Annotated in this window: 25 protein-coding genes and 1 tRNA gene; 5 read left to right on the forward strand and 21 right to left on the reverse strand. The window is 56.8% G+C overall.

Going from position 1 to position 24,221, the window contains the following annotated elements; genetic code table 11:
* Positions 1 to 287: 287 nt before the first annotated feature.
* The 6 genes from ACVV26_RS15455 to prmB all read right to left on the reverse strand — a co-directional run bounded on the left by ACVV26_RS15455 (position 288) and on the right by prmB (position 4,886).
* Positions 288 to 566: a YfcL family protein gene (locus ACVV26_RS15455; RefSeq protein WP_312978208.1), complete on the reverse strand. Its 279-nt coding sequence runs from the start codon at positions 564 to 566 to the stop codon at positions 288 to 290.
* Positions 567 to 620: 54 nt separating this feature from the next.
* The gene (locus ACVV26_RS15460) at positions 621 to 1,169 is read right to left on the reverse strand and encodes an elongation factor P hydroxylase (RefSeq protein ID WP_474798122.1); all 549 of its coding nucleotides are present in this window, start codon (positions 1,167 to 1,169) and stop codon (positions 621 to 623) included.
* The gene (locus ACVV26_RS15465; protein ID WP_474801871.1) at positions 1,169 to 1,954 is read right to left on the reverse strand and encodes a sulfite exporter TauE/SafE family protein; all 786 of its coding nucleotides are present in this window, start codon (positions 1,952 to 1,954) and stop codon (positions 1,169 to 1,171) included. Before ACVV26_RS15465 ends, ACVV26_RS15460 begins: the two co-directional genes overlap by 1 nt.
* A gap of 22 nt (positions 1,955 to 1,976) precedes the next feature.
* Entirely contained in the window at positions 1,977 to 2,801 is an 825-nt protein-coding gene (mepA, locus tag ACVV26_RS15470) for a penicillin-insensitive murein endopeptidase (protein WP_474798123.1), read from the reverse strand.
* Between the two features lie 5 nt (positions 2,802 to 2,806).
* Positions 2,807 to 3,892: a chorismate synthase gene (aroC, locus tag ACVV26_RS15475; protein WP_474798124.1), complete on the reverse strand. Its 1,086-nt coding sequence runs from the start codon at positions 3,890 to 3,892 to the stop codon at positions 2,807 to 2,809.
* 61 nt (positions 3,893 to 3,953) lie between these two features.
* Positions 3,954 to 4,886 carry a 50S ribosomal protein L3 N(5)-glutamine methyltransferase gene (prmB, locus tag ACVV26_RS15480; RefSeq protein WP_474798126.1) on the reverse strand — a complete coding sequence of 311 codons (933 nt, stop codon included), beginning with the start codon at positions 4,884 to 4,886 and terminating at the stop codon, positions 3,954 to 3,956.
* A gap of 163 nt (positions 4,887 to 5,049) precedes the next feature.
* Here prmB and smrB point away from each other — a divergent pair, with 163 nt between their 5' ends.
* Entirely contained in the window at positions 5,050 to 5,601 is a 552-nt protein-coding gene (gene smrB, locus ACVV26_RS15485; protein WP_125291497.1) for an endonuclease SmrB, read from the forward strand.
* A 35-nt stretch (positions 5,602 to 5,636) separates the two neighbouring features.
* Here the strand turns inward: smrB and sixA are convergent, their stop codons facing one another.
* The 4 genes from sixA to ACVV26_RS15505 all read right to left on the reverse strand — a co-directional run bounded on the left by sixA (position 5,637) and on the right by ACVV26_RS15505 (position 10,247).
* Entirely contained in the window at positions 5,637 to 6,131 is a 495-nt protein-coding gene (gene sixA, locus ACVV26_RS15490; RefSeq protein WP_312978197.1) for a phosphohistidine phosphatase SixA, read from the reverse strand.
* A 192-nt stretch (positions 6,132 to 6,323) separates the two neighbouring features.
* Positions 6,324 to 8,486, reverse strand: a complete 2,163-nt coding sequence (gene fadJ / locus ACVV26_RS15495; RefSeq protein ID WP_474798127.1) for a fatty acid oxidation complex subunit alpha FadJ — start codon at positions 8,484 to 8,486, stop codon at positions 6,324 to 6,326.
* A complete protein-coding gene (gene fadI, locus ACVV26_RS15500) occupies positions 8,486 to 9,796 on the reverse strand; it encodes an acetyl-CoA C-acyltransferase FadI (RefSeq protein ID WP_312978194.1) in 1,311 nt (436 codons plus the stop codon). Before fadI ends, fadJ begins: the two co-directional genes overlap by 1 nt.
* Positions 9,797 to 9,962: 166 nt before the next feature.
* Positions 9,963 to 10,247, reverse strand: coding sequence for a YfcZ/YiiS family protein (locus tag ACVV26_RS15505; protein ID WP_125291493.1), 285 nt, complete (start codon positions 10,245 to 10,247; stop codon positions 9,963 to 9,965).
* A 363-nt stretch (positions 10,248 to 10,610) separates the two neighbouring features.
* Here ACVV26_RS15505 and fadL point away from each other — a divergent pair, with 363 nt between their 5' ends.
* A complete protein-coding gene (fadL, locus tag ACVV26_RS15510; protein WP_493341417.1) occupies positions 10,611 to 11,984 on the forward strand; it encodes a long-chain fatty acid transporter FadL in 1,374 nt (457 codons plus the stop codon).
* A gap of 66 nt (positions 11,985 to 12,050) precedes the next feature.
* Here fadL and mlaA read toward each other — a convergent pair whose 3' ends face one another.
* The 10 genes from mlaA to ccmA are packed head-to-tail and all read right to left on the reverse strand — an operon-like array spanning position 12,051 to position 19,735.
* Positions 12,051 to 12,803, reverse strand: a complete 753-nt coding sequence (mlaA, locus tag ACVV26_RS15515; protein WP_312978192.1) for a phospholipid-binding lipoprotein MlaA — start codon at positions 12,801 to 12,803, stop codon at positions 12,051 to 12,053.
* Positions 12,804 to 12,832: 29 nt separating this feature from the next.
* Positions 12,833 to 14,029: a c-type cytochrome biogenesis protein CcmI gene (gene ccmI / locus ACVV26_RS15520; RefSeq protein ID WP_474798130.1), complete on the reverse strand. Its 1,197-nt coding sequence runs from the start codon at positions 14,027 to 14,029 to the stop codon at positions 12,833 to 12,835.
* Positions 14,026 to 14,484 carry a cytochrome c-type biogenesis protein gene (locus ACVV26_RS15525; protein ID WP_474798131.1) on the reverse strand — a complete coding sequence of 153 codons (459 nt, stop codon included), beginning with the start codon at positions 14,482 to 14,484 and terminating at the stop codon, positions 14,026 to 14,028. Before ACVV26_RS15525 ends, ccmI begins: the two co-directional genes overlap by 4 nt.
* A complete protein-coding gene (gene dsbE, locus ACVV26_RS15530) occupies positions 14,481 to 15,038 on the reverse strand; it encodes a thiol:disulfide interchange protein DsbE (protein ID WP_312978186.1) in 558 nt (185 codons plus the stop codon). The genes ACVV26_RS15525 and dsbE overlap by 4 nt, the downstream gene beginning before the upstream one ends.
* The gene (locus ACVV26_RS15535) at positions 15,038 to 16,987 is read right to left on the reverse strand and encodes a heme lyase CcmF/NrfE family subunit (protein WP_474798132.1); all 1,950 of its coding nucleotides are present in this window, start codon (positions 16,985 to 16,987) and stop codon (positions 15,038 to 15,040) included. The genes dsbE and ACVV26_RS15535 overlap by 1 nt, the downstream gene beginning before the upstream one ends.
* Positions 16,984 to 17,463 (reverse strand): cytochrome c maturation protein CcmE, encoded by a 480-nt coding sequence (gene ccmE, locus ACVV26_RS15540; RefSeq protein ID WP_474798133.1) that lies wholly within the window; start codon positions 17,461 to 17,463, stop codon positions 16,984 to 16,986. The genes ACVV26_RS15535 and ccmE overlap by 4 nt, the downstream gene beginning before the upstream one ends.
* Positions 17,460 to 17,678: a heme exporter protein CcmD gene (ccmD, locus tag ACVV26_RS15545; RefSeq protein WP_125291485.1), complete on the reverse strand. Its 219-nt coding sequence runs from the start codon at positions 17,676 to 17,678 to the stop codon at positions 17,460 to 17,462. Before ccmD ends, ccmE begins: the two co-directional genes overlap by 4 nt.
* The gene (locus ACVV26_RS15550) at positions 17,675 to 18,415 is read right to left on the reverse strand and encodes a heme ABC transporter permease (protein WP_474798134.1); all 741 of its coding nucleotides are present in this window, start codon (positions 18,413 to 18,415) and stop codon (positions 17,675 to 17,677) included. The genes ccmD and ACVV26_RS15550 overlap by 4 nt, the downstream gene beginning before the upstream one ends.
* A 46-nt stretch (positions 18,416 to 18,461) precedes the next feature.
* Positions 18,462 to 19,121: a heme exporter protein CcmB gene (gene ccmB / locus ACVV26_RS15555; RefSeq protein ID WP_312978175.1), complete on the reverse strand. Its 660-nt coding sequence runs from the start codon at positions 19,119 to 19,121 to the stop codon at positions 18,462 to 18,464.
* On the reverse strand, positions 19,118 to 19,735 hold the full coding sequence (gene ccmA, locus ACVV26_RS15560) for a cytochrome c biogenesis heme-transporting ATPase CcmA (RefSeq protein ID WP_474798135.1): 618 nt from the start codon (positions 19,733 to 19,735) through the stop codon (positions 19,118 to 19,120). The genes ccmB and ccmA overlap by 4 nt, the downstream gene beginning before the upstream one ends.
* Positions 19,736 to 19,934: 199 nt before the next feature.
* On the opposite strand from ccmA, the gene ACVV26_RS15565 reads away from it, so the two are divergent.
* Both ACVV26_RS15565 and ACVV26_RS15570 read left to right on the forward strand, forming a co-directional pair.
* Positions 19,935 to 20,894 carry a formate/nitrite transporter family protein gene (locus ACVV26_RS15565; protein ID WP_312978171.1) on the forward strand — a complete coding sequence of 320 codons (960 nt, stop codon included), beginning with the start codon at positions 19,935 to 19,937 and terminating at the stop codon, positions 20,892 to 20,894.
* Between the two features lie 73 nt (positions 20,895 to 20,967).
* A tRNA-Arg gene (locus ACVV26_RS15570) sits at positions 20,968 to 21,042 on the forward strand.
* A 443-nt stretch (positions 21,043 to 21,485) separates the two neighbouring features.
* On the opposite strand, the gene alaC is transcribed toward ACVV26_RS15570, so the two are convergent.
* Complete coding sequence (alaC, locus tag ACVV26_RS15575) at positions 21,486 to 22,724, reverse strand: alanine transaminase (RefSeq protein ID WP_474798136.1); 1,239 nt, start codon at positions 22,722 to 22,724, stop codon at positions 21,486 to 21,488.
* Positions 22,725 to 22,967: 243 nt separating this feature from the next.
* Between alaC and ACVV26_RS15580 the strand changes: the two genes are divergently transcribed.
* A complete protein-coding gene (locus ACVV26_RS15580; RefSeq protein WP_474798137.1) occupies positions 22,968 to 24,206 on the forward strand; it encodes a DUF1479 domain-containing protein in 1,239 nt (412 codons plus the stop codon).
* Positions 24,207 to 24,221: the final 15 nt, after the last annotated feature.

Here is a 24,221-nt window from a genome sequence, read left to right on the forward strand (position 1 = left end):
CAGGGTCTCTAAGAGGTATGAGGAGCGACCAATACATTACAATTTGTTTCTAGAACAAACCGCAGGATTTAACAACCTCACAACCGGGGAAAACCAGCCCTGCAATCACTCTTTGTTTCAGTTTGTTAACAAGATCACCTTAACAAGGCAAACCTGTTGCAACCTTTTCGGCAGGGTCTCGGTGACGTCACGCTAATGGGCAGCGCAGCGCTAAGCGGATAAAACGCAAGGGAAAAAGGCGGGAGGCTTCATGCCATCTGCTGAAAAGATGGCATGAAGCCAGGGCATTAACTGGCTTTGGCTTTCTCGAACAGCGTTTGCCACATACCGGACACCAACGCCTGGTCGCGCGGGGTCAGTTCGCCTGCGCCAATGGCTTTTTGCAGGCTTTCTGTCACTTTCTGGTGCAGAGCGTCGGCAGAGTGATCGTCGCCCCCTTCCAGTTCCGCCACGGCAAGCGTCAGGTGCCCGCGCAGGTAGCCGCTGGCGAACAGCTCGTCATCACTGGCGTGTTCAACCATGTCATCAATCAACGCCAGAATGCGTGCTTCGAATGCTGCGATCATCGTCTTTCCTCAATTACCCGTCATATCATGTGGTTCAACTGCAAAAAGCATGGCTCAGGACAGGTCTTCTGGCCACGGAAAACGGTCCGCTGTCAGCGGCGGCGTTTGATAATAGTCCTGAAGCGCGGCGATAAACCGGGCCGGACGCGCCGGGATGCCCTCTTTCAGCCACGTCATCACCTGGGCGTGAACCCGGCGCTGAAACTTGATGCGATCCGGCTCGAAGTCCCCTTCCAGGTTGTCGCAGCTAACGTTAAACGGAAAACCCGCCGCTTCGCAAAACAGCCAGTCCAGCGCCTGAGGTTTGATTTCCACGTCCTCAAACTGGCACTGGGTCTGGGCGTCGCGCCCGTCCGGGCAATACCAATAGCCGAAGTCTACCTGCTCGCGGCGCGCTTTCCCGGCGATGCACCAGTGGGAAATCTCATGCAGCGCGCTGGCGTAAAAGCCGTGGGCGAACACAATCCGGTGATACGGCGCATCAGCGTCAGCCGGAAGATAGATCGGTTCGTCGTCGCCTTTAATCAGACGGGTATTAAAATCGTTAAAAAAGCAGCCTTCGAAAATATCGACCAGCTGCTGATAATGGTGTGTAGTGCTCATTAATGTATCCCAAGCCACTGAAGGAGCGCCGCGCCGTGGCTGTCGAATAGCAGCTTGGCGCTCATCACAGCGGAAACAATCACAATCATCGGACGGATAAGCTGCTGGCCTTTGCTGAGCACCAGACGTGAACCTAACCGCGCCCCTATAAACTGGCCGGCCATCATCAGAAACCCGGTGGCCCACACCACTTTTCCGCCAATAATAAACAGTAGCAGGCCGCCGACGTTGGACGTGGCGTTAAGCACTTTGGCATGAGCGGTGGATTTCGCCAGATTAAACCCGCATAGCGTGACAAACGCCAGCGCGTAAAACGAGCCTGCGCCAGGGCCGAAGAAACCGTCATAGAACCCGACGCAGCCGCCCGCCACCAGGGCAAACGGCAGGCCGTAAAGACGGCGTTGCCGGTCTTCTTCGCCCAGCTTAGGCATTAACAGAAAGTAAAGGCCAATGCCGATCACCAGGATCGGCAGGATCTGGCGCAGAATGTCCGAGTTCACGAACTGTACCAGCAGCGCGCCGCTGGTGGAGCCGATAAAGGTCATCAGGATATTGAGCTTTTGATCCTTCAGGCTGACCACTTTACGGCGGATAAAATAGAGAGAAGCGGAGAGTGAACCACCGCAGGCCTGAAGTTTATTGGTGGCTAACGCCTGGGCAGGCGACATCCCCGTCGCCAGCAACGCCGGGATAGTGAGCAATCCGCCCCCACCCGCCAGCGCATCGATAAACCCCGCGAGCATGGCGATAAAAAACAAACCGACCATCACCAGCGGGGAAAGCATAAACAGATCCACGAATTAATCCTTAAAGTACGTGTTCATCCAGCAGAGCCTGACAGGAAGGCGGTGGTGGCGGAGGCGTTTTCTTCTCTGTTGATTGACTACCCGGTTTCGCCGGTTTGAACCAGCTTTGCAACTCTTCGCCACAGCCATCTCCCGGCGGCGGCGGCGCTTGCTCTACGCATTCAAGACTGTCAGCGGGGCAGCGCAGGCGCACATGCATATGAGCGCGATGGGCAAACCACGGGCGCACTTTATTCAGCCAGTCGCGGTTGGTGCCCGCATCCAGGCATAATTGTTGTTTAATCGCCGGGTTAACGAAAATACGCGTCACTTCGTCATCCAGCGCCGCCAGCTTGATCATGTTATACAACTGCGGGGTCCAGCGGCTGGCTACCACCGATTTGCCGTTGGCAGACACCAGATCAAGCGCCTGTGGGCGCAGCAATTGCGCCGAGGTCCAGCGGGTTTTCGGCAGTTGCAGGAAGATATCGACGTCCAGCCCGGTTTGATGGCTGGCGTGTCCAGTAGCAAAGCGCCCGCCTGCGGCCATCCCCATGTCTCCCACCAGCACCGTTCCCATGCCGAGATCGTTAACCTGGGAACTAAAACGCTGGATAAAATTCACCAGTTCCGGATGGCCGAAATAGCGGCGCTGATCGGTACGCATCACCTGATAGTGATCGGAGGCCAGCGGCAGCGCCTGCGCCCCCACGATGCAGCCATTGGAAAATGCGCCAATAGACTGCGGCGCGCCGGGGATCGGATTAGGCACTTTCTGCCAGGGCGTAGCGGCCAGGGTGACGGAACTCGCCAGCAGCGCCGCCAGGGCGATAAGGGAACGTTTCATACTGTTTACCAACGGGGGACCGACGTGCTGACGTCGGCGTTTTGCGCGCGCTGACGCAGCAGATGATCCATTAAGACAATCGCCAGCATCGCTTCGGCGATCGGCACGGCGCGGATCCCGACACAGGGATCGTGACGTCCACGGGTGACCATTTCTACTTCTTCGCCGAAACGGTTTACCGTGCGCCCCGGCACCATAATGCTGGAGGTGGGTTTCAGCGCCATGTGCGCGACGATTTGCTGGCCGCTGCTGATGCCACCCAGCACGCCGCCTGCGTGGTTGCTCTGAAAACCGGCGTGGGTGATTTCATCGCGGTTCTGGCTGCCGCGCAGTTGCACCACGCCGAAACCGTCGCCGATTTCCACGCCTTTCACGGCGTTAATGCTCATCAATGCGTGGGCGATATCGGCGTCCAGGCGGTCAAACACCGGCTCGCCAAGCCCGGCGGGAACGCCGTCAGCCACCACGGTAACTTTCGCGCCGATGGAGTCGCCCTCTTTTTTCAAAGCGCGCATCAGTTCGTCCAGCGCTTCGATTTTATCCGGGTCCGGGCAGAAGAACGGGTTCTGTTCCACCTGATCCCAGTCTTTGATCTCCAGCGGGATGTCGCCCATCTGGGTCAGGCAGCCACGGATAACCACGCCGAACTTTTGCGCCAGATATTTTTTGGCGATAGCGCCCGCCGCGACACGCATGGCGGTTTCACGGGCGGATGAACGCCCGCCGCCGCGATAGTCGCGCAGGCCATATTTTTGCTCGTAGGTGTAATCCGCGTGTCCTGGGCGGAACACGTCTTTGATGGCGCTGTAATCCTGGGAGCGCTGATCGGTATTTTCAATCAGCAGGCCAATACTGGTGCCGGTCGTGACGCCTTCAAACACGCCAGAGAGAATTTTTACCTGGTCCGGCTCGCGGCGCTGGGTGGTGTAGCGCGAGGTGCCGGGACGGCGGCGGTCGAGATCGTGCTGAAGATCGGCTTCGGTCAGCGGGATGCCGGGCGGCACGCCGTCGACGATGCAACCCAGCGCCACGCCGTGCGATTCCCCGAAGGTGGTCACACGGAAGAATTGTCCAATACTGTTTCCTGCCATCACGGCTCCGTTGTCGTTGTTGTGTTTTTGAGCGATGTGAAACGGGCCGCAGCCCGTTGGATTAATCTTTATAAATGCTGAAGTGCTCGCGCGCCGCGATCAGCTGCGCTTTGGTCAGCATGAAGACGCCGTCACCGCCGTTATCAAACTCCAGCCAGGTGAACGGCACCTCCGGATATTGCTCCATCAGATGTACCATGCTGTTACCCACTTCACAAATCAGAATCCCCTGGTCGGACAGGTAGTCCGGTGAGCAGGCCAGAATGCGGCGCGCCAGCTTCAGGCCATCGCTGCCCGCCGCCAGCCCCAGTTCCGGCTCATGGCGGTACTCGTTCGGCAGGTCGGACATATCGTCCTCGTCCACATACGGCGGGTTGGTCACGATGATGTCGTACTGCACTTTCGGCAGGTCGCGGAACAGGTCGGAGCGAATCGGGGTTACGTGATGGATCAGGCCGTGCTCTTCAATGTTGTGCTCGGTTACCGCCAGCGCATCGGCAGAAATATCTACCGCATCGACTTCGGCTTCCGGGAAGGCATAGGCGCAGGCGATGGCGATGCAGCCGCTGCCGGTACACATATCCAGAATATGTTCAGGCTGGCCGTCGAAAAGCCCGGCGAAACGGTTGTTGATCAGCTCGCCAATCGGCGAACGCGGCACCAACACGCGCTCATCAACGTAAAACTCGTGGCCGCAGAACCAGGCTTTATTGGTCAGATAGGCTACCGGAATACGTTCGTTCACCCGACGGATCACACGCTCGACAATGCGGTGGCGTTCGCTGGAAGTTAAGCGCGCGGTGCGCATATCTTCAGGAATATCCAGCGGCAGATAAAGCGATGGAAGCACCAGTTGTACCGCCTCATCCCACGGGTTATCGGTGCCATGACCATACCAGATGCCCGCCGCGCTAAAACGGCTGACTGACCAGCGCAGCATATCCTGAATGGTATGCAGTTCATTGACTGCTTCATCGACGAAAATTTTATCCACTATTCCTCCGGCGCGCGCGACGCGTTAAACACGGCGGCTAGTTTGCCACGATGGCAGCGATAAATCAGCATCCACCCTTCCCCGCCGGCATGAAAACGCGTTTTATTTAGCACTGGCGAAGGAGTCAGGTACACTGCCTGCGATAAGAATGACGGAGAAGAGAATGAAAAAGAAAAATTCGCTTAATGAGGAGGACCAGACGCTGTTCCGGGAACTGATGCGCGGCACCCGTAAAATTAAGCAGGACACCATTGTCCACCGCCCGCAGCGTAAAAAAGCGAATGAAGTGCCGGTAAAACGCCTGATACAGGAACAGGTGGATGCCAGCCACTATTTTTCCGATGAGTTCCAGCCGTTGCTGGCGGCAGAAGGCCCGGTGCGCTACGTACGTGAAGGCACCAGCCATTTTGAATTGAAGAAATTACGCCGCGGCGACTATTCGCCGGAACTGTTTCTGGATTTGCACGGCCTGACACAGCTTCAGGCCAAACAGGAATTAGGCGCGCTGATTGCCGCCTGTCGGCGCGAACACGTGTTTTGCGCCTGCGTGATGCACGGCCACGGTAAACATATTCTGAAGCAGCAAACCCCGCTGTGGCTGGCGCAGCATCCGCACGTAGTGGCTTTTCATCAGGCATCGAAAGAGTACGGCGGCGATGCCGCTTTGCTGGTGCTGATTGAGGTGGAGGAGTTCAGGCCGCCTGAACTGCCTTAAACACAAAAAAGCCGCTTTACGCGGCTTTTGGACGTTTACCCATTGCTGGCTTTCGCCATTTTCAGGTTGCAGGGGCTCATCTGCCAGTTAAACACGCCCTTATCGGTTTGTGGATCGAGCGTTACGCTGGCAATGGCTGAGGTTGAGAACATTGGCGGCGTTTCTTCCGGGCAAAGTTCAGAAACCAGGTAGCCGACTAACGGGAGGTGAGAGATCACCAGCACCGATTTGACGCCATCGTCTGCCAGCGTCTGAAGGTCGGCACCGACCATTCGTACATCGCCGCAGGGCGTCAGCTCCGGCAGGACATCGACGTTTTCCGGCAGTGTGAACACTTCCCGAACCACATCCAGCGTCTGCCCGGCACGCAGATAGGGGCTGACAAGAACACGCTCGATGTCCACCTTTTGACCTTTTAACCAGGTCGCCATTTGACGGGATTCGTCGCACCCGCAGAGGGTTAAGGGACGAACCGCATCACTGGCGGCATCAAGAGCTGCGTCGCCGTGACGCATAATGAAAACTTGCATAGTGCACCGCTTTTGTTAACCAGAATCGCCACGTTCCCCAACAGGCCCGAAGCCTGTGGGGAGATCATCGCGGCCGGGCATTGTGCCTTATCCCGACGTTGAATGAAACGCTGTGTTTTACCTTAATGGCGTAAGTATAGTCAATCGCCGTTTACAATTTAACCAACCTCCGACGCACCGGTAAAAAACCGGTTAATCAGCGGCCACCGTTGCAGGCTCAGTTTCAGCCTGGCTTTGCCAGAATTTTTGCTGGGTTTGCGCCATTGCCAGCAGCCGCTCGCAGGGAGCAAACCGCTCGCCATAACGGCTTTCCAGACGTTGCAGCCGGGCGACCACCTCTGCCGCGCCCAGGCTGTCCATGTAGCGGAACGGTCCGCCGAGGAAAGGCGGGAAACCGATGCCGAATACCGCGCCGATATCGCCATCCCTGACCGAACGCACCACGCCTTCATCCAGCGTACGCGCTGCCTCGTTCAGCATCATCATCACGCAGCGTTCCGCAAGCGCCTCCGCCGCCATTTTTTGCTCAGGCTTCACGCCAATAAGCGTATAAATCGCAGGGTCGACCTGCTTCTTGCTTTTACGCCCTTTTGCCGGATAAAGATAGAAACCGCGGCCGTTTTTTCTGCCTTTGCGATCGTCCTTCAATATTGCTGCAACGGCATCATTCGGCGCGCTGAAACGCGCCCCGAACGCCCGCTCCAGTACGGGGATAATTTTAGTACCTACGTCTATTCCAACCTCATCCAAAAGTTGGATCGGCCCCACCGGGAACCCAAACTTCACCAGCGCGTTATCAATATGCTCAATCGGTTCACCTTCAAGCAGGCAGCGCATGGCTTCATTTATATAGGGCGCAAGAATGCGGTTAACGTAAAAGCCCGCGCTGTCCGCCACCACTATCGGCGTTTTGCCCTGCTTCTTCGCCAGCGCCACGGTGGTGGAAATGGTTTGCGCGCTGGTTCCCGCATGGGGAATGACTTCCACCAGCGGCATTTTGTCGACCGGGCTGAAATAGTGCAGGCCCACAACCCGCTCCGGGTACGCGGCGTTTTGCGCGATATCGCCAATCGGTAACGATGAGGTGTTAGAGGCGAAAACCGTTTCCGGGCCGGCGTACTGTTCCACTTCGGCGACCATCTGGCGCTTCAGCTCCAGATCCTCAAATACCGCTTCCACCACGATATCCCGCTGGTGAAAGCCGCGATAATCGGTAGAGCCGCTAATCAACGCCATCTGGCTGTCACGCTCCACCGCTTTTAAATGGCGGCGGCGCACTTTTTTATCGAGCAGATCCCAGCTGTATTTCAGCGCATGGTTAATGCCCTTGTCGTTAATATCCTTCAGGCGCACCGGCAGTTTGCCTTTGGTCGCGGTGACATAGGCAATCCCGCCGCCCATCAGCCCGCCGCCGAGTATACCCACGGCGCGCAACGGTTTTGGCGGCGCCTCGCTGCCCTGATCCTTTTTCAGTTCGGTGCTGGCGAAAAAAATATTACGCAGCGCAGCGGATTGCGGCGTCATGGCGAGTTCGCCAAAGGCTTTCGCTTCTGCCTCATAGCCGCTGGCGCTGCCCTGCTCTAACCCAATACGCACCACGTCGATAATCCGCGTGGCCGCCGGGTAGTTGCCGTGGGTTTTTTGCAGGGTTTGCTTCGTGACCATGCGGAACAGGATCGAACGGCCCAGCGGCCCGGCCAGTACGCGTTCACGCACCGGCAGGCGGCGCGAAGCGGGACGGCCCTGTTTAGCCAGTTCCACCGCCGCTTCCAGCAGGATCGACTTCGGCACCACGTCATCCACCAGGCCCACTTTCAGCGCCTGCCGCGGACGTAACTGTTTACCCGCCAGCATCATTTCCAGCGCGGTGCTGACGCCAATCAGGCGCGGAAGCCGCTGGGTGCCGCCGGAGCCGGGCAACAGCCCGAGCTGCACTTCCGGCAGTCCAAGCACTGTTTTGCCGTCATCGGTACAGACCCGGCGATGGCAGGCCAGCGCCAGTTCAAGACCGCCGCCGAGGCAGGGTCCGTGGATCGCCGCCACCACCGGAATGGAGAGCGCATGAATATCGGCCATGATCTGCTGGCCCTGCTTCGCCAGCGCCTCGGCCTGCTGCGCGGTCTGGCAGTTGGCGATCATATTGATATCCGCGCCCGCGATAAAATTGTCCGGTTTACCGGAGATAAACACCACGCCCTGTAGCTGCTTGTTTTCGTGAATTTGTTTGAGGATGGCGCGCACTTCGCCGCCAAACTCAGCCTTCAGGGTGTTCATTTTTTCGTTGGGAACATCGATGGTGACGATGGCGATGTTATCCAAACGAACGTGCATGTGAAATGCGGATTGCCCTTCCATTATTCAGCCTCCAGTACCATTGCCGCCCCTAATCCACCTGCCGCACAGGCCGTTACCAGACCGAAACCGCCGCCACGGCGGCGCAGTTCATTCAGGGTCTGGACGATCATGCGCGCGCCAGTTGCGGCAAACGGATGACCGTAGGCGATAGAGCCGCCCATCACGTTAAAGATAGCGTCGTCAACGTCGCCAGTGGCATGGGCGCGGCCCAGTACCTCGCGGGCGAAACGCTCACTGGAAAGCATTTTCAGATTCGCCAGCGTCTGGGCGGCGAAGGCCTCATGCATATCAAACAGAGTCAAATCCGCGAGGGTGATCCCGGCGCGATCCAGCGCCAGCGGCGTGGCCCAGGCTGGCCCTAACAACATGTCCTGCCAGACATCGACGGCGGTAAAAGCGTAGCTGCGCAGATAGCCGAGCGGCGTCAGGCCCAGCTCTTTAGCGCGTGATTCGGTCATCATGATCAGCGCAGCGGCACCGTCGGTCAGCGGCGTACTGTTTGCCGCCGTCACGGTGCCGTGTTTGCGGTCAAACGCCGGGCGCAGTTTGGCGTAATCAGCCTGGGAACTGTTTTTGCGGATGTTGTTATCTTCGCTGAAAGGTTCGCGATACGGCGGCACATAGGCCGTCATCACTTCATCGGCAAATTTGCCTTCCTGCCAGGCCTGCGCGGCCCGCACATGAGAGCGGTGCGCCAGCGCGTCCTGCTGTTCGCGGGTGATGGCATGGGTTTTGGCCATCTGCTCGGCGGTATCGCCCATACGCAAACCGGTAGAATACTCCGCCACGGCAGGCGGCACGGGCATCAGGTCGCGCAGGCGCAGGCGGGAGAACAATTTCAGGCGCTGCCCGGTGGTACGGGCTTTATTGACGTCCACCAGCACGCGGGCCAGCTTTTTGCTGACGCCAATCGGCAGCACGGACGAGGAGTCTGCACCACCGGCGATACCGGCGCGGATCGTCCCCGCCATCAGGCTTTCCGCCACGTTCGCCACCGCCTGGAAGCTGGTGGCGCAGGCGCGGCTGACGCTGTAAGCATCGGTGTGCACATTCATGCCGGTGCCAAGCACGATTTCACGGGCAATATTAGGCGCTTCGGGCATTTGCACCACCTGGCCGAAGACCAGCTGTTCGATGACGTCGGGTGGGATTTCGCTGCGCGCCAGCAGTTCGCTGACCACCATTTTGCCGAGATCCACCGCCGGAATGCCGTGAAAGGCGGTCGCCTGGCGAGCGAATGGGGTTCGTAACCCGCTGATGATGGCAATACGATCGCCCGGACGGGCAAGACGCGGTAACGCCTGACTCATAACACTCCCCTGTAAAAATGGACACACAACGAAAAAGTGGTCGGACCTGACGATAGTCTTAACCAAATTTTTACAATTAGCCAACCGGGGAAATGAAAAAGTGCGAGGAGTTACACGAATTTACGCAGAGAAAACGCCTCCCCGGAACGGGAAGGCGTCGAAAGGATTAACGCAGGCCCAGCTGGAAAATCATAGTCTCTGCCTGGCAGGCAAAAACGAAATCGATATCCAGGCGCACGCCGTCGCTTTCTTCCGTGAAGTTAGCGTTGATCTGGCACGGCTCGGATTCGACTTCACGCGCTTTGGCGCTCAGGGCTGCCAGGGTTTCTTCGGCTTGCGCGCGGTCCGGGAAAACGCGGCTGTAGGACGCGGTGCAATCGGTGTTGTCCATAATGGTTCCAACATCAATACAGCAGCAAACCGGGGTTTCATCAGCACTGCATTTACTCATTGTGATTTCCTCTGTACATCGCACCTGGGGTGCAGTTAGCAATCCGGCTATTTTACGCCCCGATTGGAACGTGCTCCACCCGAGATTTTCGACAAATCCTGACAGATTTAGAAATCAGCGATAAAAATGATCTGAAACAAAAATCACCCTGTTCGCCGAGAGACATCGGCCCCAAATTTGCCACGGCGATCTCGTTTCGATGATCAATTTGGAAATTTTCATTAAACAAACTTGCAACATTCACTCTGGTCGGACCTATACTCTCGCCACTGGTCTGATTTGTATGCCGTAACTCAGACCCTACACTTCGCGCTCCTGTTACGGTAAGTAACATTATTTAAATAAAAATAAATGGATGAGGTTATGGTCATGAGCCAGAAAACCCTGTTTACCAAGTCTCTTCTCGCAGTCGCAGTGGCAATCGTCTCTTCTCAAGCCTGGTCCGCAGGTTTTCAATTAAACGAGTTTTCTTCCTCTGGCCTTGGCCGTGCCTATTCAGGGGAAGGCGCTATTGCCGATAACGCTGGCTCTGCCAGCCGTAACCCGGCGGCGATCATGATGTTTGATCGCCCAACGTTCTCCGGCGGCGCCATCTTCGTTGACCCGGATGTTAACGTGTCTGGTCGTTCTCCTTCAGGCCGCAGCCTGGATGCAGATAACATCGCGCCGACGGCGTGGGTGCCGAACCTGCATTTTGTTGCGCCGATTAATGAACAATTTGGTTGGGGCGCGTCCGTAACCTCCAACTACGGTCTGGCGACCGAATTTAATGATGACTATGCAGCAGGTTCTATGGGCGGTAAAACCGACCTGGAAACCCTTAACCTCAACCTGAGCGGCGCTTACCGTCTGAACAATCATTTCAGCTTCGGTCTGGGCTTTAACGCCGTTTACGCAAAAGCCAAACTGGAACGTTATGCTGGCGACCTCGGTCAGTTGACCGCAGCCCAGCTTAGCCGTAACCCTGCATTCACCACCACTACCCCGCAGGGCGCGCAACTGCGTGGTCTGGCTCAGTATGCCAACTCGCTGGACAGCAATACCCAAATCGCGCGCCTGAAAGGCGACGAGTGGGGCTACGGTTGGAACGCCGGGATCATGTATGAAGTTGACCAGGATAACCGTTACTCTCTGACCTATCGCTCAGAAGTCAAAATTGATTTCGAAGGCGATTATAAGAGCGACCTGAGCAGCAGCCCGGCCATCAACGCCGCGCTGTCCAGCCAGGGCCTGCCTTACGGCACCGGCGGCAGCACCATCGGCGGCAACCTGACGCTGAACCTGCCGGAAATGTGGGAACTGTCTGGTTATAACAAAGTGGCGCCGCAGTGGGCCATCCACTATAGCCTGGCGTACACCAGCTGGAGCCAGTTCCAGGAGCTGAAAGCAACCAGCAACAATGGCCAGACCCTGTTCTATAAAGATGAGAGCTTCCGCGATTCTTACCGCATCGCGTTAGGGACCACCTACTTTATGGATGACAACTGGACGCTGCGTGCCGGTATCGCCTTTGATGACAGCCCGGTCCCTGCCGACCACCGCTCCATTTCCATCCCGGATCAGGACCGCCTGTGGCTGAGCACCGGTGCGACCTATGCGTTTAACAAAGATGCTTCCGTGGACGTGGGCGTGTCTTATATGCACGGTCAGCACGTTGAGTTCACCGAAGGCCCGTACACCTTCCGTTCTGAAGGTAAAGCCTGGCTGTACGGCGCGAACTTCAACTACGCGTTCTAATCTTCTCCTCAAAACGCAAAAAGGTGAGCCGCGGCTCACCTTTTTTATTGCCGCTGTTCAGCGGCGTTATTCTGAATCGATGTCTTTCAAATCGTCCTGAATCGCCTGGGCGTTCGGGTTTTCTTCTGGCTTCAACTGGCCGCCGTTGGCGATAAAGTCGTTACGCTGGAAGTAAGCTTCGCGCACCAGAATATACGGGTCGGAAGACTGGCGCAGCAGGCCATCGGAATCGAGCAGTTGCGCGCGGGTTTCAACGCCTTCAATCGCCCATTTACCGATCGACATCGGCCAGGTCAGCCAGGAAAGCACCGGATAGAGCGTATCGGCCGCATCGCCGCCCTCTTCACGCAGCGTAAAGCTGCCATAGAACGGCAGTTGCAGGTACGGACCGTAACCCACGCCGTAGTGCCCAAGCGTGCTGCCGAAACGATGCGGCTCAACGCGCTGCAGTTTTGGGTTCGACAATCCGGCGACATCAATAAAGCCGCCCATCCCCAGCAGGGTGTTCAGGAAGAAGCGCGTAAAGTGCACCATCCCCTGGTACGGGTCGCCCTGAAGGAAGTAGTTCACCATAATGGCGGGCTCTTCAAGGTTGCTGGTGAAGTTGCTGATCCCGTTACGCGCCGGTTGCGGCACGTAATCGCGCCAGACGACGGCGACCGGACGAACAACATAAGGATCCAGTACGTTAAAGTTGAAGTTGTACATGCTACGGTTGAACCCTTCGAACGGGTCCGAGCGTCCCTGTTGTTCTCCCGAGCTGGCGCACCCCACCAGTAAGGTTGTCGCCAGCGCAATGCCGGTCAGGCGAAAATTCATCTCTGTCTCCCTGTTATTGATATCTGCTGTCAGGGCTGACGGGATGAAATCGTCACCTCCGTCGGATGGGCCGGGTCAAATTTAATGAGCGCACTTTGACCAACCCAGTCCCCTGACTGCACAGCAGGTGTGCCATCCTGTGAGATATGCACTTTAATCCACCCCTGATGCAGTGAAGAGAGTGAACCTCCCGGCATCATGGTATTTGAGTCATCTATATTGAGTGTCATCGGAAACTGGCCAACCGGCAACTTTTTCACCGCCACGGGAACCGGCGAGGATTCACCCCCCACGGTAACAAAGACGGTGCCGTTGGCAGCCATACTTTGCTGAGCTTCCGGCGAAAGCGTGATTTTAACAGCCAGCGGCGCATTGTCTACGCCGGTCTGGACTTCGGCCTGAGCGATACTACGCTCAATCACCGCCCGACGCTTATCGTTTTGCGGCAAAATACGCAGCATCATCTGCCACGCCGCCACCGCATCGCTAAACCGCTGTTGTTCAAAGGAACTGAACGCCAGCAGGCTCAGGGCGCGAATATTGGTATGCGATGCCGCCACCGCTTCACGCAGTAATTTGTCGCCCAGTTGGTTGTCATTCTGATCGGATGAACGAATCAATACTTCAGCATAGTCGAGTTTGGCGTCAATATTGTCCGGGGCGAGCTTCCAGGCGTGTTCAAACGCATCGGTGGCGGTGGTAGCGTTATTCAGCGCCATGCCAATGCGACCGAGCATCATCCAGCCTTCAATGTTATTCGGCTCGTCCTGCAAGCGGGTACGCAACCCCAGGCCAAGACGCGCCATCTCTTCCATACTCAGCGCGGGCGCGTTCGGGTCCATCACGCGGTTTAACAGTTCCGGCGTCTGGCGGGTGACTTCCTGCCATTCGAGCACTTTTTTCAGATCGACGGTTTTCCAGAACACCCCGACGCTGACAATCACTAACGCCGCCACGCCGGGCGCTAAAACCCAGCGGCTCAGCGGCTTCTGGGCGCTTTCGCTTTGTTGAGGAATATCATCGAGCAGATTGTGCTGGAGCTCAGCCACCATCTCCTCACGCTCGGCGCTGTTTTCGCGCTCCAGCTCGCGCAGCCGCGACTGGTAAAACGCCCGGTTCAGTACATCGCGCGATACGCTGCGGTTGCCAGACCAGGGAACAAACAACAGCCCAGCGGTGATAATCAGCAACGCCACCATGGCGCTAATCAGCAGCGTTAACGTCATTTTTTCTTCTCGCTTAGCAACTGCTTCAGGCGTTGCTGTTCCAGATCGTTTAGCGGTTGGGCGGCAGCCTGCTGCCCTCTTCTGGCACGGCGCACCACCACGATAATCCCGCCGAGGATAAACAGCGCCGGCAGCAGCCACAGCACCACGGTGCCCGGCGTGATCGGCGGCTCATAGGTGACGAAGTTGCCGTAGCGCGCCACCATATAGTCGATGATCTGCTTCTGGCTTTGTCCCTGCTGCTGGAGTTCATACACCTTCTGGCGCATATCCGAGGCAATCATGGCGTTGGAATCGGCGATGCTGTTGTTCTGGCATTTCGGGCAGCGCAACTGCGCCGTCAGCTCGCGAAACTGCTGCTCCTGGGCTTCGTCTTTAAACTGATAAGTGTCGATAGCGGCGAACACCGAAAACGACACCAACAGCGCGGCGAGCAGCGTCAGAATACGCGTCATGCTCCCGCCTCCTGATTGTATTTATCCCACAGCGGTTTGATTTCGCTCTGCCAGACCTGTTCGTTTAAATCGCCAGCGTGGCGGTAGCGAATAATGCCCTTACCGTCGATCAGGAAGGTTTCCGGCGCGCCGTAAACGCCCAGGTCTAGGCCCAGCATCCCATTGCCGTCGAACAGGCTCATGGCGTAGGGGTTGCCTAGCTCGTTCAGCCAGGTGATAGCCTTCTGGCGATCGTCTTTATAGTTCATCCCCACCACCCGCACGCCCTGGGCGGACAGGCGGTTGAGGTACTGATGCTCGGCGCGGCAGGTCGGGCACCAAGTCGCCCAGACGTTCAGCAGCACTGGTTTACCGCTGGTCAGCGCCGCCTGGTCGTAGGTTTTACCCGGCTCATCCAGCGACTCGAGCTTAAACACCGGCACCGGTTTGCCGATTAACGCCGATTCCAGCGTGGTGGGATCGTCGCCGTTGGCGTTGCGCACCAATTGCCAGAGCAACGCGGCGGCCAGCAGTAAAAAAAGGATTAATGGAATAAACAACACATTACGTTTCATTATGCCTCCTGCAATGCTTTACGCAGGCGATAGCGAGGATCGAGCATACTCAGCAACCCGCCCAGCGCCATTAATGCCCCGCCGTACCAAATCCAGCGAACAAAGGGTTTGTAATAAAGCCGTACCGCCCAGCTGCCGTCGTCCAACTCTTCGCCGAGCGCCGCATACAGGTCGCGGGTGACGCCGCCGTCGATGGCCGCTTCGGTCATCATCATCATGTTACTGTTATAGAAGCGCTTCTCGGCATGAAGAGTGGCTTCCGGCTTGCCGTTACGCAGTACGTCGATCACGCCTACGCCACCGCGCCAGTTCGGCCCGCTGACCTCGCGCACTTCTTTGAAAATAAACTGGTACTGATGGATATCGACGCGATCCCCCGCTTTCATACGTACGTCGCGCTCCACGCTGTAGCTCTGGCTAAACGCAATCCCTACGACAGTCACCGCCAGGCCAACGTGGCCGAATACCATGCCCCACTGGCTGCGGGAGATTTTAGTGAGCCCTTTCAGGAACGAATGCCGGTGGGTAGCGCGCTCGTGCAGTTCCATCAGCGCCAGCACAAAGACCCAAATCGCCATCATCAGCCCGACCACCGTCATGGCTTCAATACGATCCTGCATCATCCACGGCAACAGCAGCGCCCCCGCCAGCGTAATGACCATGGCGACGCCCAGGCGCTTGAGCACGTTGCCCGGCTCATCGCGACGCCAGCGTACCAGCGGCCCAATGCCCAGCAGCAGCGCAAACGGCGCCATCATAGCGGTGAACATCATATTGAAGAACGGCTCGCCGATAGAAATGCTGCCGAGACCCAGCTGTTTATGCACCAGCGGCAGCAGCGTACCCAGCAGCACCACCAGCATGGCGGCCATCAGCAAAATGTTGTTGCCGAGCAGGAACGTTTCCCGCGACCAGAGATCGTTTTTCACTCTGGCACGCACTTTGTTGCCTTTTACCGCGTACAGCAGCAGCGAACCGCCGATGGCGATCACTAACAGCGCGAGGATAAACATGCCGCGCGCCGGGTCCGACGCGAAGGAGTGCACCGATACCAGTACGCCGGAGCGCACCAGGAACGTGCCCAACAGGCACAGTGAAAATGCCGCAATCGCCAGCAACACCGTCCAGGCTTTGAAGCTGCCGCGTTTTTCGGTGACCGCCAGTGAGTGCATCAACGCAGTGCCCGCCAGCCACGGCATCAGGGAGGCGTTTTCCACCGGGTCCCAGAACCACCAGCCGCCCCAGCCCAGCTCGTAATAGGCCCAGGCGGAGCCGAGCACAATGCCGAGAGTCAGGAAAATCCACGCGGCCTGAGTCCACGGACGCGACCAGCGCGCCCAGGCGGTATCCAGACGCCCCGCCATCAGCGACGCGATAGCAAACGCAAACGCAACGGAGAAACCCACATAGCCCATATACAGCAGCGGCGGGTGGAAAATCAGCCCGACATCCTGCAACAGCGGATTAAGATCGCGCCCATCGATAGGATATGCCGGCAGCGTGCGGGTAAAGGGATCGGAGGTCAGCAGGATAAACAGCAGGAAACCGAAGTTGACCATGCCCATCACGGAAAGTACGCGCGCCACGGAATCCAGCGGCATCCCCCGGCTCAGCACCGCCACCGCGAAGGTCCAGGCGCTCATCAACAGCACCCACAGCAGCAGCGAGCCTTCGTGCGCACCCCAGGTCGCCGCGACGCGATACCACACCGGCAGCTCGGCATTGGAGTTACTGGCGACATACATAATGGTGAAGTCGTTCACCACAAAGGCGTAAACCAGAATCAAAAACGCCGCGGTAACGCTAATAAACAGCGCCCATGAAAGCGGCCGCCCCAGCGCCATTAATCGCACATCCTGACGGACCGCGCCCCATTGCGGGTAGACGCTGAGTAATAATGAAATCCCTAACGCAAGGCACAGCAGGAAATTACCCAATTCCGGCATCATGAGCGGTTATCCTTATAGGCTTCTGCCGGACGGTGATGATTCTCTTCCATTGCCGCTTTCACTTCCGGCGGCGTGTAGTTTTCGTCGTGTTTAGCCAACACTTCTTTGGCGACAATCAGATTGCCGGGCTCCAGCACGCCCTGGGCTACCACGCCCTGCCCTTCGCGGAACAGATCGGGCAGAATGCCTTCATAGCTGACATCCACCACGCCACGCGCATCATAAATCTTAAAGCTCACTTTCAGCGTCTGGTTATCACGCTTGACGCTGCCCGGCATTACCATGCCGCCAACGCGCAGGCGCTGGCCCGGCTCCGGCTTGATCTGCGTTTCGTTTTTGCCGTTGATGATTTCGCCCGGCGTGTAGAACAGGTCGATATTAGCGCGCAGCGCATACAGGGTGAGCGTAATCGTGATGCCAATCCCCATTAACACCATCACGGTCAGCCAGAGTCGGTTTTTACGACGCGGATTCATCCGGTCACCTCCTGTGTGGGATGTTGGGCATTTTTGATTCGGCGCTCCCTGCCCTGTTGACGGCGCACGTCCGCCAGCAGCGCTTTACGCTGCCACAGGGTATGCGCCACCAGCAACGCCAGCGGGATAAAGGTAAAGGCCACGGCCAGCCAGACGTAGAAGGCGTAACCGCCCATGGCGAAAAACTCACTCAAGCTACCAAAGGCGACGTTCATGACAGGCTCCTTCCTTTATTAGCAATCTCTTCAACCCAGGGACGACGGCGATCCTGCATCAGGATAAGGGTGCGCAGGCGCATTAAGGCCAGGGTAACGAACAGGCCGAGGAACCCGAAAATTGACCAGCGCAGCGGAATACGCATCGAAGGATCGATGGATTTTTGCATGTTGGTTGACCCCTGATGCAGGGTGTTCCACCACTCCACGGAGAAGTGAATGATCGGCAGGTTGACCACACCGACCAGCACCAGAATGCCCGCGGCGCGCCCGGCCAGGCGGCGGTCGTCGAAGGCGTTATACAGCGCGATGACCCCAACGTACAGGAACAGCAGCACCAGCTCGGAGGTTAAGCGGGCATCCCAAATCCACCAGGTGCCCCACATCGGCTTACCCCAGGCGGAACCGGTCACCAGCGCGATAAAGGTAAACACCGCACCCACCGGGGCCATCGCCGCCACCGCCAGGTCGGACATTTTGATCTGCCACACCAGGCCGATAAATGCGGCAATCGCCATCCAGGCATAAATGCCCATCGACCAGATGGCCGCCGGGACGTGGATATACATGATGCGATAACTTTGCCCCTGTTGATAATCCGCCGGGGCCCAGACAAACCCCCATATCACGCCGACTAACAGCATCACGATGCTGACCACGGCAAACAGAGGAACCAGACGCCCGCAGAGGTGGTAAAGTCGCTCTGGTTTCGCAAGCTGATGCAAGAATTTCCACATAGTTATTGGCTCACAAAGCTAAGTTAGCGCCCACTTTTGCGGGCAATTATTGAATACTGATCCGCAGCGCCGCTGCGGTAGCGAACGGGCACAGCGTGGCGCTCGCCGCCAGGAACGCGCCCAGAATCGCCATGTATCCTTCAACCGGTAACGCCATTGATGCGGCGTCCATCGCCGCCGTGGCGAAAATTAATAGCGGGATGGTGAGCGGCAGCACCAGCAGGCTCAGCAACACCCCTCCGCGACGTAATCCCACGGTCAGGCCAACGCCCACCGCGCCGAGAAAACTCAGGGTCGGCGTGCCTAACATCAGCGTCAGGGCCATCACCCACCAGGTCCGTACGTCAAGCCCTAACAGCATCGCTGCCAGCGGAGAAAGCACGATCAGCGGCAGGCCAGTCACCACCCAGTGAGCGGTCACTTTCGCCAACACCACGGCGGGCAAAGGCAGCGGTAACAACATTAATTGTTCGAGGGAGCCGTCCTGCCAGTCATCGCGGAACAGCCGTTCCATGCCTAATAATGCTGCCAGCAGCGCTGCCACCCACACCACACCGGGGGCGATACGCGCCAGCAGCTGCGGTTCAGGGCCAATGCCCAGCGGGAATAGCGTGATAACAATCAGGAAAAACCACAGCGGGTTGACGATCTCCGCCCCTTTTCTCAGGGCCAGATGTATTTCGCGGGTGAATACTTGCCACATCATGACACCACCCCTTGCGGCAGCATCAGCTTGCGAAATGCGCAATTCACCGGGCGCAGCGGCTGGTGGGTGGTCAGCAAGACGCTACCGCCTTGCGCAGCATGGGCTTCGAGGCGGCAAGTTAGTTTTTCAATACCCGCCGGATCCAGCGCGGTAAACGGCTCATCCAGGATCCACAATTTTGCGGCGCTCAACCACAGCCGCGCCAGCGCTACCCGGCGCTGTTGCCCGGCGGAAAGTTGGCCTACCGCGACATCTTCATACCCCAGAAGGCCAATGGCTGCGAGCGCTTCCCAGCGGGCTTTCATCGCCGAATCCGCATGGAAAAAGCGCAGGTTTTCATCCGCCGTCAGCACCGCTTTGATACCCGGCTGATGCCCCAACCACAGCAACTGTTGATGGAAACTGTCGCGCGCCCGTTTGATCAGTTCGCCCTGCCATTTCACCTCACCCTCTTCCGGGGTAGCGAGGCCGCTAAGTATGCGTAACAGCGAGGTTTTCCCCGCGCCGTTGACGCCAGCGATTTGGAATATTTCACCCGGATTCAGGGAAAATGACAGCCCGCGAAACAAAACGCGTTCATCACGAATACATGAGAGATTGAGGACGTCGAGCATCCAGACAGCTCCTTCTGAAATGGCAAGGAATCATAACACAGAGTAATTGCAGGCCTTAAATGCCAGACGGCAGAAATGCTACCCCAAAAGGGGTAATGATACCTGCCAGATCAAAAAGATTCCGAATTGTCGGGAAATGGCCGTTGGTTTTCCCAAAACCGCTACGCTTAAAGGACATTCACTGCGAGGCAAAAGCATCATGGACAAACTCAAAGCAGAAAAAATTGAGGATGAAAAAATTGGCGAATCCGGTGAAGAGCTGGAAGTAGAAAGCGAAGAAAAAAAGAGCGGTAAAGATATCGAAGTGGATGAAGAACGGCTGCCCTCAAGGGCAATGGCCATCCACGAGCATATCCGCCAGGACGGGGAAAAGGAGATGGAGCGCGATGCCATGGCGCTGCTGTGGTCAGCGATTGCCGCCGGGTTATCAATGGGTGCGTCATTACTCGGTAAAGGAATTTTTCACGTCCATCTGGAAGGTGTGCCGGGCGGATTTTTACTGGAAAATTTCGGTTATACCCTTGGGTTTATTATCGTGATTATGGCGCGCCAGCAGCTGTTTACCGAGAACACCGTCACCGCCGTTTTACCGGTGATGCAAAACCCCACCGGCAGCAATTTTTTACTGCTGTTGCGGCTGTGGAGCGTGGTGCTGTTAGGTAACCTGATCGGCACCGGGCTGGCGGCGCTGGCCTTTGAATTTATGCCCATTTTTGATGAAACGACGCGTGAAGCTTTCGTCAATATCGGCCTGAAAGTGATGGAAAACACGCCGGGCGAGATGTTCGCTAATGCCATTGTCTCCGGCTGGCTTATCGCCACTATGGTGTGGATGTTCCCGTCGGCGGGACCGGCGAAAATCGTGGTGATTATCATCATGACATGGCTTATTGCCCTGTGCGACACCACCCATATCGTGGTGGGCACCGTGGAGATCCTGTATCTGGTGTTTAACGGCGATATCCACTGGACCGAATTTGTCTGGCCTTTCGCCCTGCCGACGCTAGCCGGGAACATCTGCGGCGGCACCTTTATCTTTGCGCTGATGAGCCATGCGCAAATTCGTAATGATATGAGCAACAAGAAGAAAGCCGAGGCCAAAGCGCGCCAAAAAGAGCAGGAGCGCCAGCAGCAAAAACACCAGGCTTCTGGACAGTGATGGCGATGGAATGAGCAATCAGGCGGCTAAGCCCTTAACGCAGCACCAAAAACGGGTATACTAGCGCCGCCTTGTCCCCTTAGTTAAATGGATATAACGAGCCCCTCCTAAGGGCTAGTTGCAGGTTCGATTCCTGCAGGGGACACCATTTATCTCCTTCCCCTCCAGCCCTGTTACTTTCATGTTTCAGTTTTGGTTAAGTCATAATGAAAATTTCTGATTTAACATAAGGTTACCCTACCTACCACTCTGCTCGAAAAAAAGACGTTTTTCCGCTTCCACCCGCTTGTGAACCCTCAAAATTAAGCGTAGATTAGCGCCCGGATGTGACCCACATCCCCCAACAATGGCGAAACGGCAGGCACACCAGGGATTTGTCCCAAAGTGAAATGCGTGCGGTTTTAGCTTTCTATAATGAGACCTGACGTTAATTTTGGCGTGTCGTGCGATGCGCGGAGTGAGTGACGTGAAATATTTATTTATGGGCGTTTCGGTAATGGTCGTTCTCTGGGCCGGTACTTTTGCGCTGATGATTTAGTTGAAGCCTGAGCCGGTCAAAAAACAGGAGCCATTTGGCTCCTGTTGTCGTTTTTATTCCTGATTTTCCAGCGTCGTTTTGCCTGATACCGGCAGCAGCCCGTCGGCGCGGAACATCGCTTTAATGCCTCTCACCGCCTGACGGATACGGTCGCGGTTCTCAATCAGCGCGAAACGCACATGGGTATCGCCGTAATCGCCAAAGCCAATGCCCGGCGACACGCACACTTTGGCGTCCTGCAATAATTTTTTGGCGAACTCCAGCGAACCCATTGCCGCGTAAGGCTCAGGGATTTTGGCCCAAACGTACATCGAAGCCTTCGGAATTTCCACCATCCAGCCCGCTTCATGCAGCCCTTTCACCAGCACATCGCGGCGGCGTTTATACTGTTCGGCGATATCACGTACGCACTGCTGATCGCCTTCCAGCGCGGCGATGGCCGCCACCTGCAAGGGGGTAAAGGTGCCGTAATCGTGATAGCTTTTAATTCGAGCCAGGGCGTTAACCAGTTCCTGATTGCCCACCATAAAACCGATGCGCCATCCCGCCATGTTGTAGCTTTTCGACAGGGTGAAAAACTCCACCGCCACATCACGCGCGCCTGGCACCTGCATAATAGACGGCGCTTTCCAGCCATCGTAGACGATATCCGCATAGGCCAGATCGTGCACCACCAGCACATCGTAGCGTTTCGCCAGCGCCACTACTTTCTCGAAGAACTCCAGCTCCACGCATTGTGACGTCGGGTTAGACGGAAAGCCCAGAATCATCATTTTCGGTTTCGGGTAGCTTTCACGAATGGCGCGTTCCAGTTCGTTAAAGAAATCGACCCCTTCCACCAGCGGCACCGAGCGCACCTGCGCCCCGGCAATCACCGCGCCGTAGATATGAATCGGATAGCTTGGGTTAGGCACCAGCACCGTATCGCCGTGATCCAGCGTCGCCAGCATCAAATGCGCCAGCCCCTCTTTGGAACCGATGGTCACAATGGCTTCGGTTTCCGGATCGATATCCACCTGATAGCGGTCCTGATACCAACGGGAAATCGCCCGCCGCAAGCGCGGGATACCGCGCGATGTGGAATAACCGTGCGTATCCGGGCGCTGGGCCACGGTGCAGAGCTTCTCGACGATATGCGGCGGGGTCGCGCCGTCCGGGTTGCCCATACTGAAATCGATAATATCTTCGCCGCGCCGACGCGCAGCCATTTTCAGTTCAGCGGTGATGTTAAAAACGTACGGGGGAAGACGATCGATACGCGAAAAACGGCGTTTAGGACTGAAGTCAGCCATAGATTCCTCGAAGTTACGTAAGCGCCCGGACCGTCCGAGCGACGCTGCCACTGATGTGGCCTGTAGAGAAAATAGCCTGAAAAATTTTGTTCTGTCGAGCGGTATTTTAAAAAGTCATTGCAGCCCCGAAAACAGGAACCTTCATTTGAAACTTATCCCTGTTTTATTCGATTGAATGATTCTATATTAACTCTGTCGCAACAAAACAATAACCTCTCGTTCTCTTCAGCCGGAGTTATCATCATGCCCTTACACATTGACGATCTGCCCACCGCTATTCGTGAAATAAAACAGCAACTTCGCCGCGATCTGCCTCAGTATCAGCAGGTGTTTAAAGAACTGGAAGCGGATATCTCCCGTCAGATCGACGCGATCCGCACTGAACAGGCGCGCGGTGAAAACCCGGTTCCGCAGATCCATGCCGATGATATTGTTAATGCCCGCATTTCCGAACAGCAAAAAGCCCTCATCCGCCAGCGCGGTTGCTGCGTAATTAAAGGCGTTTTTCCGGAACAAACCGCCCGCGCCTGGAATGAGGAAGTCGGTAACTATCTGGAACGTAACAATTTTGTTGAGAAGCTGAAGAACGCGGCGGAAGACAACTATTTCGGCACCCTTGCCGACAGTAAGCCGCAAATTTACGGCATTTACTGGTCGAAGCCACAGGTTGAAGCCCGCCAGGATGCGCGTATGAAAGCGGCACAGGTGTTTCTCAATAATCTCTGGCAAACCGAAAGCCACGGCAAGCAGCATTTCGACCCGAACCGGGTGGTAAGCTACGCGGATCGCACCCGCCGCCGTCCGCCTCGTTCCGGCTCGTTAGGCCTGTCCCCGCACGTGGATGGCGGCTCGGTGGAACGTTGGCTGGATGAGAATTTCCGTCACGTTTACCGTCATGTATTCAGCGGCGAGTGGCAGCGCTACAGCCCGTTTGATGCTGAAGGCCGTACCGAAGCGCGTGAAATCCCCTCTCCTGCGGTGTGCTCAATGTTCCGCACCTTCCAGGGCTGGACCGCGCTTTCCGAACAACGCAAACACGCAGGCACCTTAACCCTGCTGCCAGTGGCCAATGCGATGGCGTATATTTTACTGCGCGCCTTGCAGGACGACGTGCCGGACGATTCGCTGTGCGAAGCCAAACCTGGCCGGGCGCTTTCCATTAACCAAACCTGGCATCCCCTTTTATTAACCGGGATATCCTCAATTCCCGATATGGAACCGGGCGACACGGTTTTCTGGCACTGCGATGTGATCCATGCGGTGGAAAATGAGCATAACGGCGAGTTCGACAGCAACGTCATGTACATCGCCGCCGCGCCGTGGTGCGAGAAAAACGCCGCCTATCTGAAGCGCCAGTGGCCCGCGTTTGTTGAAGGTAGATCTCCGCCGGACTTTGCCGCCGACGATTTCGAAGTCGATTTCGAGGGCCGCGCCACCGAAGCGGATCTCACGCCTGCCGGTAAGGAACAGCTACAAGGTTAAGCATTGATTCACACT

Source organism: Atlantibacter sp. MEI4A-1023 (assembly GCF_056155425.1).